Origin of the sequence: Neiella marina, from assembly GCF_002165625.1 — a bacterium.
GTDB classification, from domain to species: domain Bacteria; phylum Pseudomonadota; class Gammaproteobacteria; order Enterobacterales; family Neiellaceae; genus Neiella; species Neiella marina.
Genome location: NZ_NGNS01000002.1, coordinates 33,220 through 45,903, shown reverse-complemented (window position 1 = coordinate 45,903; position 12,684 = coordinate 33,220). Strand labels below are relative to the sequence as shown.

At 47.9% G+C, this 12,684-nt stretch carries 12 protein-coding genes; 9 read left to right on the top strand and 3 right to left on the bottom strand.

The window, feature by feature from the left end:
* The 5 genes from glpX to CBE68_RS18680 all read left to right on the top strand — a co-directional run bounded on the left by glpX (nucleotide 1) and on the right by CBE68_RS18680 (nucleotide 4,486).
* Complete coding sequence (gene glpX / locus CBE68_RS02065; protein WP_087504420.1) at nucleotides 1-1,008, top strand: class II fructose-bisphosphatase; 1,008 nt, start codon at nucleotides 1-3, stop codon at nucleotides 1,006-1,008.
* A gap of 204 nt (nucleotides 1,009-1,212) precedes the next feature.
* Nucleotides 1,213-2,460, top strand: coding sequence for a multiheme c-type cytochrome (locus CBE68_RS02060; RefSeq protein ID WP_229744618.1), 1,248 nt, complete (start codon nucleotides 1,213-1,215; stop codon nucleotides 2,458-2,460).
* A gap of 217 nt (nucleotides 2,461-2,677) precedes the next feature.
* The gene (locus CBE68_RS02055) at nucleotides 2,678-3,241 is read left to right on the top strand and encodes a NapC/NirT family cytochrome c (protein WP_087504419.1); all 564 of its coding nucleotides are present in this window, start codon (nucleotides 2,678-2,680) and stop codon (nucleotides 3,239-3,241) included.
* 235 nt (nucleotides 3,242-3,476) lie between these two features.
* Nucleotides 3,477-4,154, top strand: a complete 678-nt coding sequence (locus CBE68_RS02050; protein WP_087504418.1) for a GntR family transcriptional regulator — start codon at nucleotides 3,477-3,479, stop codon at nucleotides 4,152-4,154.
* A gap of 164 nt (nucleotides 4,155-4,318) precedes the next feature.
* Nucleotides 4,319-4,486 (top strand): hypothetical protein, encoded by a 168-nt coding sequence (locus CBE68_RS18680; RefSeq protein WP_158100468.1) that lies wholly within the window; start codon nucleotides 4,319-4,321, stop codon nucleotides 4,484-4,486.
* A 56-nt stretch (nucleotides 4,487-4,542) separates the two neighbouring features.
* On the opposite strand, the gene CBE68_RS02045 is transcribed toward CBE68_RS18680, so the two are convergent.
* Nucleotides 4,543-5,541, bottom strand: a complete 999-nt coding sequence (locus tag CBE68_RS02045; RefSeq protein ID WP_087504417.1) for a gluconeogenesis factor YvcK family protein — start codon at nucleotides 5,539-5,541, stop codon at nucleotides 4,543-4,545.
* Between the two features lie 198 nt (nucleotides 5,542-5,739).
* Here CBE68_RS02045 and CBE68_RS02040 point away from each other — a divergent pair, with 198 nt between their 5' ends.
* The 4 genes from CBE68_RS02040 (at nucleotide 5,740) to grcA (ending at nucleotide 10,253) form a co-directional block, all read left to right on the top strand.
* The gene (locus tag CBE68_RS02040; protein ID WP_087504643.1) at nucleotides 5,740-6,426 is read left to right on the top strand and encodes a DNA-3-methyladenine glycosylase I; all 687 of its coding nucleotides are present in this window, start codon (nucleotides 5,740-5,742) and stop codon (nucleotides 6,424-6,426) included.
* Nucleotides 6,426-6,917: a WbuC family cupin fold metalloprotein gene (locus CBE68_RS02035; protein WP_087504416.1), complete on the top strand. Its 492-nt coding sequence runs from the start codon at nucleotides 6,426-6,428 to the stop codon at nucleotides 6,915-6,917. The genes CBE68_RS02040 and CBE68_RS02035 overlap by 1 nt, the downstream gene beginning before the upstream one ends.
* 42 nt (nucleotides 6,918-6,959) lie before the next feature.
* Nucleotides 6,960-9,560, top strand: coding sequence for a sensor domain-containing phosphodiesterase (locus CBE68_RS02030; RefSeq protein WP_087504415.1), 2,601 nt, complete (start codon nucleotides 6,960-6,962; stop codon nucleotides 9,558-9,560).
* Nucleotides 9,561-9,878: 318 nt separating this feature from the next.
* Complete coding sequence (gene grcA / locus CBE68_RS02025; RefSeq protein ID WP_087504414.1) at nucleotides 9,879-10,253, top strand: autonomous glycyl radical cofactor GrcA; 375 nt, start codon at nucleotides 9,879-9,881, stop codon at nucleotides 10,251-10,253.
* Between the two features lie 231 nt (nucleotides 10,254-10,484).
* Here grcA and CBE68_RS02020 read toward each other — a convergent pair whose 3' ends face one another.
* Nucleotides 10,485-11,147, bottom strand: coding sequence for a putative glycoside hydrolase (locus CBE68_RS02020; protein WP_268234464.1), 663 nt, complete (start codon nucleotides 11,145-11,147; stop codon nucleotides 10,485-10,487).
* A 254-nt stretch (nucleotides 11,148-11,401) separates the two neighbouring features.
* A complete protein-coding gene (gene thrC / locus CBE68_RS02015) occupies nucleotides 11,402-12,679 on the bottom strand; it encodes a threonine synthase (protein ID WP_087504412.1) in 1,278 nt (425 codons plus the stop codon).
* Between the last annotated feature and the right edge of the window lie 5 nt (nucleotides 12,680-12,684).

Here is a 12,684-nt window from a genome sequence, read left to right as displayed (position 1 = left end):
ATGAAACGAGAACTCGCCATCGAATTTTCCCGAGTCACCGAAGCCGCCGCCCTTGCCGGCTACAAGTGGCTGGGACGTGGAGACAAAAACAAAGCGGACGAAGCTGCCGTCAATGCCATGCGCATTGTAATGAATCAAATCGACATTGACGGCGAGATCGTCATTGGTGAAGGTGAAATCGATGAAGCACCAATGCTCTACATCGGTGAACACGTTGGCCAAGGGGGCGATGCCGTTGATATTGCCGTCGATCCTATCGAAGGCACCCGGATGACTGCTATGGGTCAAAGCAATGCCCTCGCGGTATTAGCCGTTGGTGAAAAAGGCAGCTTTCTCAAAGCGCCCGATATGTATATGGAAAAACTGGCGGTCGGACCCGGCGCCAAAGGTGCCATCGATTTAAATAGACCGCTGATTGACAACATCAAAGCCATTGCCGAAGCGCTCGACAAACCGCTGTCTGAGTTAACAGTCGCGACTTTAGCCAAACCGCGTCATGACCCAATTATTGCCGAGTTACACGCTCTCGGCGTTCGTGTATTTGCCGCCCCTGATGGCGACGTCGCACTGTCAATTCTAACTTGTATGCCGATGAGCGAAGTCGATGTCATGTATACCATTGGCGGGGCACCAGAAGGCGTGGTATCTGCCGCGGTGATCCGCGCAATGGATGGCGATATGCAAGGCCGTTTAATGCTTCGTACCGAAGCCAAAGGTGATACCGAAGAACATCGTATTCTTGCTGGCTGGGAGGCAGAACGGTGCCAGAGTATGGGAGTCGCGCCGAACCAGGTACTGACCCTCAATGACATGGCACGCTCTGATCAGGTGATTTTCTCCGCCACCGGCATCACCAAAGGCGATCTGCTTGATGGCGTCGCTCGCAAAGGCAACTTAGCCGAAACCGAAACCTTACTGATCCGTGGTAAATCTCGCACTATTCGCCAAATCCGCTCAACTCACAATATCGATAAAAAATCCCCTGAACTGCATCAGTGGATTGACTAAACGCGTTATGAAACTGCTACTGCCAACCACCGGCAGTAGCAATATCTTTATTGTTAACAAACAGTTGTCAAAAAGTGAGCAAATAATTACATCAAGAATGTAATTATTTGATCTCGCCGTGTATTTTTTAAATCCACGCTACTATTGTGGTTAAAAAATACCCTCTTTCTTTGAGGGGAAATAAAAACACAAGGAAGCCAGACCATGACTCGCTTGATTCAACTAGGCAGTGCTTTACTCTGCCTACTGTTTTCAATGTCCCTATACGCCGCAGCCCCCAAAGCCCAAAGTCTCAAAACCTTTAGTTCGCTGTCAGAAGAAAGCCAACAATGTGTTGGCTGCCATAAAGACATCAACCTAGGTTTATATCAGCAGTGGGGTAAGTCAAAACACTACGGTGCCAATGTTGGTTGTTACGAATGTCACCAAGCAGCACCGAGCGACAAAGACGCCATCAAACACGAAGGCTACAGCATCTCAGTCATTGTCTCGCCAAAAGATTGCTCCGGTTGCCACCAGCAGGAAGTGGCTGAGTTTACCAAAAGTCACCACGCCAAAGCCGGTCAAATTATTGGTTCGCTTGATAACTTCTTAGCCGAGGTGGTCGAAGGTGCGCTGGTCTTTAATGGCGAATCACCTGCTGCCGTTTCTGGTTGCTGGCAGTGTCACGGCTCAGAAATCAAAGTGCTCGATAATGGCGATCTAGATCCAGCAACTTGGCCCAATACTGGTATCGGCCGAATTAACCCCGATGGTTCCATCGGCGCTTGTAGTGCTTGTCACCAACGCCATGAATTTTCTCTCGTTCAGGCGCGCCGGCCAGAAGCTTGTGGTAAATGTTACTTAGGTCCGGACCACCCACAAAAAGAAATATATGAAGAATCCAAACATGGCATTAACTTCTATGCCCATGTCAATGAAATGAATCTATCATCACCGAAGTGGGTCGTTGGCGAAGATTACAATGCAGCTCCTACCTGTGCCACCTGCCATATGAGTGCCACCCGTGACCTGCCAATTACCCATGATATTGGCGACCGCATCAGCTGGACCTTGCGCCCTGCCATCTCCGAGAAAGTCGATGCCAAAGCCATTGCTTCGGGCAAAAAGGTCAAACCTTGGCAAGAACGCCGCGATGATATGAAGAACGTCTGCGTTGCCTGTCACACAAGCCAGTGGGTTGAGAACTTCTATCAGCAGTTTGACGCCTTGGTTAACTTGTACAACGACAAGTTTGCCCGCCCAGGTAAAGCAATAATGGATGTACTGAAAAAACACCAACTCATTACCCCAACAGGCTTTGATGAAGAAATTGAATGGACTTGGTTCTACTTATGGCACCACGAAGGCCGTCGCGCTCGACACGGCGCTGCAATGATGGCGCCGGATTATGTCCAGTGGCACGGCATGTATGAAGTTGCAGAAAGGTTCTACATCGAGATGGTTCCGTAGTTCCGCGAAATCGTTGAACATGCTGAGCATGAAGGCAAGACCGAAGCGGCCGCTGATGCCAACAAGGTATTGGAAGAAATTCTCAGCCGCCCTGAGCATGCTTGGTTCTCCGGCAGTGAGCCAGACTCCGTGAAGGCCGCGCGATTGAAAGCCCAGAAAGAGTTCAAGGCTCGCTACGCCAGCGAAAGTAAATAACGCAACCGGTTGAGGACAGCTTATGTCTGACAAAAAAAGCCGGTTCTGGACCCCCAGCAAATCAAAATGGTTGCTGGGGATCCCCATCGGGGGGTTCGTCTTCGCATTACTCGGCGCTGCAGCCATGGTGGCCTTCCACGTCACCATGGAAGCAAGTAGCACCAATGCTTTCTGCTATTCCTGCCATGTTGGCATGGACACCATCGTCGAAGAATATGAAGCATCATCGCATTTCACTAATCGGCATGGTGTGAAAGCCGACTGTGCTGACTGCCATATCTCGAAAGAGTTCATGCCCAAAATGGAAACCAAAATTAAGGCCATTGCTGATATTTACTATCAGCTTATTGGCACCATTAACATGGACAATTTTGAGCAGGAGCGGTTGCGCTTGGCCCAGCATGTGTGGGATGAAATGCAGGCAAATGACTCCAGAGAATGCCGCAGTTGTCACGAGCCAACACGTTGGGACTTAGCGGCTGCGCCCACTCGAATCCGAGTCAATCACCAAAAAGTATTGGACGGATCGGATACCTGTATTAACTGTCATGCAGGAATCGCCCATAAGTTGCCGCAAAAGCAGTAACGTTCGAGCCGGCAGAAATGTGTCAGTTCGTTAGTATTTTAAATAGCCTGTAACAAATAGGTCGCTTGGTTTACCCAGAGCGTAATCAAGCGACCCTTTTCTATTAAATTCATTAAGTTAAAACAAAACACCACCTCCCGAAATGCACTAATTTGACCTAATTTGATTCATCTATGAATCTGCTCGGACTTGCCTTTCACATTTTTTTAACGTCGAATGGAGCTACGAACAAAAAATGCAAGGATTAGCCCCAGTGGCTTTGCAAATGAACGTACCTAAAACTCGAACGGAATATGTGGTATCCATGCTTCGAGAGCGAATCCTCTCCGGTGAGCTAAAAGCTGGTTCCGCATTACGCCAAGCAGCCTTAGCAGCTCAAGTCGGTGTCAGCCGGATTCCAATACGTGAAGCACTCTTGCAACTTGAAGCGGAAGGTTTAGTCGAATTCGAACCTCACAAAGGCGCAACCGTGGCTTGCATGTCAAAAGCCATGGTCGATGATTTATTCGAACTTCGGGCACTAATTGAATGTGATTTGTTGAGCCGCTCGATACCACAAATGACCGAGCAAGATTTTGAACTAGCGGCACAAAGCCTAGATACCATGGAACGCGCTTGGCAGCGTGAAGATGCCATTGCCATATGGAGCGATATGAACATGGACTTTCATTTAAGCCTCTATCGTGCAGCCAATCGCCCTCATGCACTCGATTTAGTCCGGACACTCAATCATAACTCCGGTCGCTATGTTCGAATGAATCTGTTATTGACCGGCGCTAAGCCTCGCTCTGAGCTGGAACACCGACAATTGTTGGAACTATGCCAACAACAGCAAGTCGCTCAAGCATGCGCCCTACTAAAGACCCATATCCTTGATTCAGCTGAAGAAATTAAAGCACTCATTAGCAACTAACAGCGCCAGCACCGTGCACAATGTGTGACAATGGTCAAATAACAACCAATCAATAGCGAGGTGCTGCACCAGTTTGGTACTCAGATCACGGCTGTATTGACTGACTGGTCTAATCTCAATTCCTATCGGTGGCTACCGACCACCACAGCGAATAGGTTTGAGTTATGAGCAAGCGTGAAATGGACGCGCTGTTAGATCAAATGATGCACCAGATGGACCGAATTACCACTCAGTGGGAACAAGGGCAAGAAAGCCTGAGTTCACCCTCAGAGCAGTGTCAGGAACCTCTGGCTGCCAAGCCCCTAACGGCTGCGGAGTTTGAAGTTCTATAGGAGAACAAGTTAACTGCTTGTTACAATGACATAATCTGTCAATCAGAATGGCGGCATCAGCCCGCCATTTTAGTGTCGAGTTCGGCAACCAGTTGCTGAATGGCGTCAGCTAATGCAGCCCCCGAGTGGCGAACCACACCGCCAGTTTCATCCAGCAATGGCACATTGCGTACGTCTAAACGTTGCTGTAGCAGGGCCATATTAGCAACATCAACAAATTCAGCATGCTGCGCTGCGTAGCGCTTTAATGCCTCGTCGCTTGGCCTAGTGTTGTTGTAGAGAATGCCATCTAACTTAGAGCCCATATAGCGCTCTACCGAATTCACATAGCCTTCGAGCATGTACCCCTGTGTCTCACCAAACTTAGTCATAATATTGCTGACAAAATACTTTTTGGCCTTGGCAAAATTCAACGCTTCAGCTAAGCCTTCCACCAATAGGTTAGGAATAATACTGGTGTATAAATCGCCGGGACCGAGCAAAATAATATCGGCATTGATAATGGCATCAATAACCGGCAAGTGAACGGTGACATCTTCGCCATGATGGGGGACCAAAAATACCGATGAAATATTTGCCCGCTCTAAATGCCGCGGCACATCAATAGCTGCCTCACCAAATACTCGCTGACCATTAGCCAGCTCTGCCACAAGAGTTACCTTGTCGGTCGTCACTGGTAAGATGGCTCCTCGGACATTGAGGATCTCTGCTAATGCCTGAATGCCCTCGGGGAAAGAACCGGCGTATTCACTGAGCATAGTGAGCAGCATATTGCCGGCATTGTGATTGCGTAAACGTTCGCTCTTGGAAAAACGTTTCAACAACAGCTCGTGGGCTACATCTCGCATTGGCGACATGGCCAAAATACACTTCAGCACATCGCCGGCAGGTAGTGCGCCCAACTCACCCCGTAAAATACCGGTACTGCCACCTGAATCCGCCATGGAAACAATAGCGGTTAAATTGATGCCAGGTAGATCGCGAAGACCAGACAGCAATGTGTATTGCCCACTACCACCGCCAATGGTCACAATCGATTTAGGTTTTGTTCGCATAAAAATTCTGCATGTTTGACCCACCGCCAATAATTTGCCGATGCATCATCTGGTTGCAATCGCGTGAGGATGTTCAGCGAGGCAAGAAAATATTAACCACAGCGTAGCGGCAGTTTTAGCTACTGGTCAAGCCACTAGACATGGCGAACGCCGTTTCGCATACTAATTTCATAATCAAATCTCAAAATGCGCAACTCAATGGAACATTTTTCCCAAACTTTGGCTCGAGCGGCCGAGCGCAAAGGTGGCGAACAAAACCTGTTCAGCATGGTGAGTGCACCAGCCTCAGAGCAAGATTTGCTGGCGCAACCTGATGATCGTTGCTTGGCTATTACGACCAAGATTGTTTTTCAGTCTGGTTTTGCTTGGCGAGTTATTGACCAAAAATGGCCGGGATTTGAGCAAGCATTTTGGCAATTCGATCCCAACAAATTGGTACTACTTGACGATAGTCATATTGAACGACTGATGAACGACACCCGCATCGTTCGCAATGGCCAGAAGATTAAAACCGTGCCACTCAATGCCCAATTTATTCTAGACACAGCCAAAGCACATGGCTCATTTGCTCAATTCGTCAGTCAATGGCCAGTAGAAGACATTACCGGACTATGGTTATACCTAAAAAAGCACGGCTCAAGACTGGGTGGCAACAGTGCGTCATTTGTCCTTCGCCGCATGGGTAAAGACACTTTCGTGTTGAGCCGAGATGTCACTGCGCACCTCATCGCCCAAGGCGTGATCGATAAGCCAGCAACATCGCAAACAGCACTTAAGCATGTTCAGCAAGCATTCAACACGTGGCAGCAACAAGTCGGCTTGCCAATGACGCAATTAAGCCAAATCATCGGCCTGTCAGTTGGCAACAATGAGCGCCAAGTGTGATGAATAAGTATCGGATGCTGAACGATCAAGTTGTCGAAGCGCTGTTGGCACAATCACGGCGGGCTGAGCGGAAACGTGCTCACTTGAACCTCCATCAGTCACACCACGACCCGGTACAACGCTTTCTGATTGCCATGCAACCCGACAGTTATGTCTGCCCGCATTATCACTCGGAGCCCGATAAGTGGGAACTCTTTACAGTCATTCGTGGCGCCTTCAGCTTTTTTATTTTTGATGATGATGGCACTATCTGTGAACGCTTGGAGCTGTCTGCCGGCCATTCAAATTTCAGTTTGGAACTGGCCAGCGGGCAATGGCACAGTGTGATTGCTTTACAAACAAATAGTGTATTTTTTGAAGTGAAACGAGGCCCCTACTGCGCGAGCCGTGATAAGCTCTTCGCTCCGTGGGCCCCGAAAGAGGCGGACGAAAACGTTGGGCAATACCATCGCTGGTTACTTGCAGCCAAACCAGGCGAGCGTTTTTCGTGACTGAAGCCAAACGTACGAGACCGACTAACTAATTGATGCATTATGTACAACAACCTCGATGAACAAGCGTTAATAGCCGATGAACAATTGGTGACCTCAGATACCATTCTGGATGAACTCAACACCCTGCGTTCATTGGTGCCAGAAGTCGAGGAGCTGTCAACCAAGTATCAAAACCTAAATCGCCTACAAGAAGCCCTTTTCACGATTGCTGAATTATCTGGGCGCAATCTTGAACTCAACGATTTTTATCGTGGCCTCCATAACATCATGGCCAACTTGCTGTACGCCGAAAACTTCTACATCGGCTTGAAAGACAGCGACGGCAACCTCAGCATTGTTTACTTGGCTGACCGGTACGACGATGGCAAGCACCTCGCCATTAGCTCCAAGCAGCTTGAATTAAGCATGACAGGCTATCTAATGCGCCGACAAGAGCCGGTGTTGGCTAGCCGTAGTCAGTTCACCGAGTTGGTCGAGAGCGGCGAAATAATGCAAATGGGTTCGGTCCCAAGCTTTTTGCTCGGTGCGCCAATGATGTCAGACACCGAATGTATGGGGGTTGTGGTTGTACAAAGTTATGACGACAGCAAAGCCTATGATACCCAAGACATGCAGGTACTTGAGTTTGTTGCCCACCACTTAGCGCAAAGTATCGAACGAGCCCACTATCGTGATAGCTTGGAGAAGCAGGTCGAACTTCGAACTGCCGAGCTGACGCAAACAAACGATGAATTGCACAAAGAAGTGCAGGAGCGTCAACGCTCAGAGCAACTTCAGCGCGCCTTGTTCGACATCAGTGAAATGGCGCACAACGCCGAACACATGGATGACTTCTACAGTGCCCTGCACCAAGTCATATCCAAACTGATTATTTGTAATAACTTTTACGTTGCGATCTTGGACCAAGATGGCGAGACACTATTATTCCCATATCGAGTCGACCAATTTGATGCCCCTCCCAAGCCTAGGAAACTAGGACGTGGGATGACCGAATATTTGATGACCAAAGCCCACGGCATGCTATTGTCGCAATCAGATATTCGCGCTTTGGAACAAGCAAAAGTTATCGAGAAAATGGGTACACCAGCTCACTCTTGGCTTGGCGTGCCACTGAAAGATGGTGCCCACGTGATTGGTGCCATTGTTCTACAAAGTTATGATTTATCGCATCAATACAGCCAATCAGACTTGGAGCTGATCAACTTCGTATCACGTCATGTCGCTAGTGCACTGATGCGAAAACAAGCCCAAGACAAACTCGAAAACCAAGTGCGTTTGCGGACCAAAGAACTCGAGTCGGAAATCACCGAACGGCGCCGTATTGAACGTCAGTTAAAGCATGATGCCAGCCATGATAGTTTGACAGGTTTGCCCAACCGAATTGTATTCTTACAACGGCTTAGAGAAGCCTTTGTGCGAGCGGAAAACTATCGCCATTACGATTTTGCCGTATTGTTTCTCGATTTAGATCGCTTCAAGCTAGTCAATGACAGCCTAGGTCATATGTCCGGCGATGAACTGCTTAAAAAAGCGTCCTCTCGCATACGCCGTTGTTTACGTGGTCGCGATTTGATCGCGCGTTTGGGCGGCGACGAGTTCGCCATTTTGCTCGAGCCAATGAAATCTGAACAGGATGCGATCGGCCTAGCACAACGAATAAGCGCATCATTCGATCAGCCCTTCTTCGTCAATGGAGAGCGTATCTTTACCGGCACTAGCGTTGGTATTGCGCTTGGTCATGATCGCTATGTCGAACCTGAGGAGCTCCTGCGAGATGCTGACGCTGCCATGTATCGTGCCAAAGCCCAAGGTCGTAGACGCTATGTACTATTCGACGCCAGTATGCATGAAGAGGCTACTCGCGCTCTAAAACTGGAAAACAAGCTGCGGATTGCCATCGATCGCAACCAGTTTGAAGTGTACTACCAACCAATTCTATCGGGCGTCGATCGCAAACCAACGGCAATTGAAGCCTTGGTTCGCTGGCGCCACCCGGTTGACGGTTTGGTGATGCCTGGCCAGTTTATTGAACTCGCTACCGAAATTGGCTTTATCAAGGAAATCGATTGGTATGTGCTCAATCGAGCTTGCTACCAACTGGCAGAGTGGCGTCAGAATCACCCAGAGCTGAACGATCTGTCGGTTACTGTCAACTTAGCTAGCCAGCACTTCTCACAAGCATCACTGCCAAGTCAAATCGCCAATGTTTTAGAGGTCACCGAACTGCCAGCCAGCGCGTTACGCCTAGAGATTACTGAGCATGCTCTGTTGGAAGATCAGGACAAAGTACAAACCGTACTTAGCCAACTCAACGAACTCGGCGTACAGCTACTGATGGATGATTTCGGCACCGGCTACTCGTCACTGGCCTACCTACATCGATTTCCAATCCATGGCGTCAAGATTGACCGCAGCTTTGTCACCAACATGCGCCATCAAGACGAGCACATGGCGATTGTTCGAACCGTTAAGGCTCTGGCAGACAATCTACAGCTCAAGCTCGTTGCTGAAGGCATCGAAGATGAGGAAACCATGGTCTTGCTCGAAGAGTTAGGCTGCGATTATTTGCAGGGCTTCCACATTCAACGGCCGATAAACCGTCGAGTAACGCTTGACTGGTTGCTAGAAAATAGCAAATAAATCTAGCCTATTAGTGTGAGTTGCACCGCAAGCAAGTGTAAATACGAATTACACGCATAATCTGTAATTTTATTACAGATTGCATTTAACCTTGATGCTTTGACTTCGCCACTAAAACAACAAAAAATTAACAAGAACAAGATGAAGTAATGTTAATACCACAATTGCACTAAGTGATTAATATCCACGCACATTCTGTAAATTAATTACAAAAACCACCAATAACCCCACAAAGACTATTGACTTAAATCAATTATTGCTATTAAATTTGCCTCAGAATTGAAATTACTTTCCAAATACAACAACTGGAGATAGCAGATGATTGGTATCCAAATCACAGAAGCCGCCCAAGCAAACTTGGTTAACTCTTTCTGGTTACTAGATGAAGCCAACAAAGAAGCTCGTTGCCTGTGCGCCAAAGCCGATTACGCTGAAGATGAAGTCGTTGACGTTGCTAAACTTGGTCAATTCGAATACCGCGAAGTACCGGTTGAAGCGCCAGCGATTCGTGAAGGTGGCCAGCACTTGAACGTCAACGTACTCACTCGCGAAACCTTAGAAGATGCAGTTGAGAACCCAGAAAAATACCCTCAGCTAACCATTCGCGTTTCTGGTTACGCGGTTCGCTTCAACTCACTGACTGCAGAACAGCAGCGTGACGTTATTGCTCGTACGTTCACTCAGCGTCTGTAATTACTCAGTAGTACAAAACTGTTTTAGCCTGTCTCTTGGGCTCATCTTAAAATTAAAGAGACTTGGCTAACGAATCCCGTTCAAGGATGGCTTTAGTTTAAGCCATCCTTGCCACCACCTCTCTGCCAGACCATCCATCAATCTGCATCCACCTTTTGATTCAACCGACAGATGTTCTGTTGGTCAAATAGTGTCGTTGATAAATACAGGCACTGATTAGTTTTGACCTGATTACTTTTTGCACCCCGTGTTGCCAGCCGGCAATCCCACCAAGCCAACGCTTTCGACTTCCAACTCAAGCTTTCCTTTGGTCGAAATCTTCAGCACATTGGTTATCTGCGAGTAATCAAATTTGCCGTTATTAGCAAAACAATTCAGCGGGATGGTTAGATTACTCCATTGGTTTTTAGGGAATTTCTTCAGAATATGCTTTACGGGAAATTTGCCCTCACACTTGTCCATTCCCCAGTTGCACAACATACTCACTGTCGTATTCTGATTTGGCGCCCGTTTTATTTTGATTTTAACCGCGATTGCCGCCTGTTCAACGATACTTGAGAGGTCGAGCTTTCGACCTGTCAACGTCATCATAGACTCAGCATCAGTTCCCCAAGGCGTCTTTACTGACTTGCCTCGCCACTTTCCATGCAATGTTCCATCACTAGTCTCGGTTACGATAGTGTTGCCGTTGAGGGTTCTTGCTTCACCACTTTCCATCTTGATGTTTTGTTTCAACACATTGCCGACAGTTATGTGCCAAGGCTTAACCGGCTTGCCGTTCTCAATGTAACTGAGCTGAGAGTTAGAACTAGCTGCCAAACTAGGAAGAGTTATCGCCACTAGGGCAATGACAACAAATACGCTTAGCCACTCACATCGTTTGTTTAACAACATCTCCATTGGATATACCTCTTGACCAAATGCTATTGAGAAATGGACAAAAGGCTACTGAGATCGTGAAGGGAATAAATAGACCTGAAGCGGACTATAAATAAACGTTACAAAACGTTGCGTTGGAGATATAGCTTAAAGATTTGATGCAAGGATATGACGACAACACGCTAATCAAAAAAATCCCTCGATTGTTATCGAGGGACTTATTTACTAGAGTCCGGCTTTATGGCCATTAATGGCCATTGTTGCTAGCTCTATAAGCTGCGGAGTTTAGCTTCCACTTGAGCAAAATCTGCGGCAATCAGTTCGCTAAGATTTTCTTTGTCAGCAACATCTGCCAGCGCCTTTGGCAGCTCCAACTTAACCGACAAAATGTCCTCGACACTTTCGATAAACTTCGCAGGATGTGCTGTGCACAGGAATAAACCATGTTCGCCCGGCTGCAGAGTTTGCTCCAATACACGGTATGCGATAGCGCCATGAGGCTCACAGACATACCCTTGCTCATGCATGGCTTTTAGTGTCTCAGCCGTTTGTTCATCTGTCACTCGATCAGAGCTCAACAAATCCCAACTAAATTCTTCACGACGCACCAGTTCTTCAACACGTGGCCAGTTGTTTGGCGCACTCACGTCCATGGCATTGGAGATAGTCGCAATGGTTGGGTTTGGCGCCCAATCACCACTCTCTAAATAACGCGGCACGGTGTCGTTAGCATTGGTAGCCGCGACAAAGCGTTTGATTGGCAAGCCCATTGAACGGGCCAGCAAACCTGCGGTTAAGTTGCCGAAATTACCACTTGGTACACTCACCACCAGTTGATCACGCTGGTCTTTTGGTAACTGCGCTACGGCTTCAAAGTAGTAGCAAATTTGTGCCATCAAGCGACTGATGTTGATCGAATTGGCGGAGTTCAAACCAACGGTTTTACGCAGCTCTGGCTGGTCAAATGCATGTTTCACCATGGCCTGACAGTCATCAAAGGTGCCTTCAACCGCTAGGGTGTGAATATTGCCGCCCAAGGTGCAGAACAATTGTTCCTGCAAGTGACTGATTTTGCCTTTTGGATACATCACGACGACATCGATGTTGTCAATGCCAGCAAATGCATGGGCTACCGCAGCGCCGGTATCGCCAGACGTTGCCGTCAGGATGGTAATTTTCTCGCCATCGGACAGCTCTTTCAGGCATTGAGCCATAAAACGGCCACCAAAGTCTTTAAACGCTAGCGTTGGACCGTGAAACAATTCCAGTGCAGAGATTTTGTCATTGACGGCAACAACAGGAGCAGTGAAATCAAACGCCGATGCGACCATTTCATGAAGGCGAGGTTTAGCAATCTCATCACCAATCAAAGCCGACAGGATTTCCGTGGAGCGCGATACCAAATCCATATCCAGCAAGGCATCAATATCATCAAAACGCGGCAACTCTTGAGGAAAGAACAACCCCTGATTGCGTCCTAAACCAGTGCGAACGGCCTCTTCAAAATTGACCTGTTGCTCATGTTCTTTGATGTTGTACAACTTCATGTTTG

Bases quoted from the DNA above. Each gene is read 5' to 3' on its own strand.
- thrC (WP_087504412.1), bottom strand. From the start codon at position 12,679: ATGAAGTTGTACAACATCAAAGAACATGAGCAACAGGTCAATTTTGAA.
- CBE68_RS02030 (WP_087504415.1), top strand. From the start codon at position 6,960: ATGTACAACAACCTCGATGAACAAGCGTTAATAGCCGATGAACAATTG.
- CBE68_RS02035 (WP_087504416.1), top strand. From the start codon at position 6,426: ATGAATAAGTATCGGATGCTGAACGATCAAGTTGTCGAAGCGCTGTTG.
- CBE68_RS02050 (WP_087504418.1), top strand. From the start codon at position 3,477: ATGCAAGGATTAGCCCCAGTGGCTTTGCAAATGAACGTACCTAAAACT.
- CBE68_RS18680 (WP_158100468.1), top strand. From the start codon at position 4,319: ATGAGCAAGCGTGAAATGGACGCGCTGTTAGATCAAATGATGCACCAG.
- CBE68_RS02055 (WP_087504419.1), top strand. From the start codon at position 2,678: ATGTCTGACAAAAAAAGCCGGTTCTGGACCCCCAGCAAATCAAAATGG.
- CBE68_RS02040 (WP_087504643.1), top strand. From the start codon at position 5,740: ATGGAACATTTTTCCCAAACTTTGGCTCGAGCGGCCGAGCGCAAAGGT.
- glpX (WP_087504420.1), top strand. From the start codon at position 1: ATGAAACGAGAACTCGCCATCGAATTTTCCCGAGTCACCGAAGCCGCC.
- CBE68_RS02020 (WP_268234464.1), bottom strand. From the start codon at position 11,147: ATGTTGTTAAACAAACGATGTGAGTGGCTAAGCGTATTTGTTGTCATT.
- grcA (WP_087504414.1), top strand. From the start codon at position 9,879: ATGATTGGTATCCAAATCACAGAAGCCGCCCAAGCAAACTTGGTTAAC.
- CBE68_RS02060 (WP_229744618.1), top strand. From the start codon at position 1,213: ATGACTCGCTTGATTCAACTAGGCAGTGCTTTACTCTGCCTACTGTTT.
- CBE68_RS02045 (WP_087504417.1), bottom strand. From the start codon at position 5,541: ATGCGAACAAAACCTAAATCGATTGTGACCATTGGCGGTGGTAGTGGG.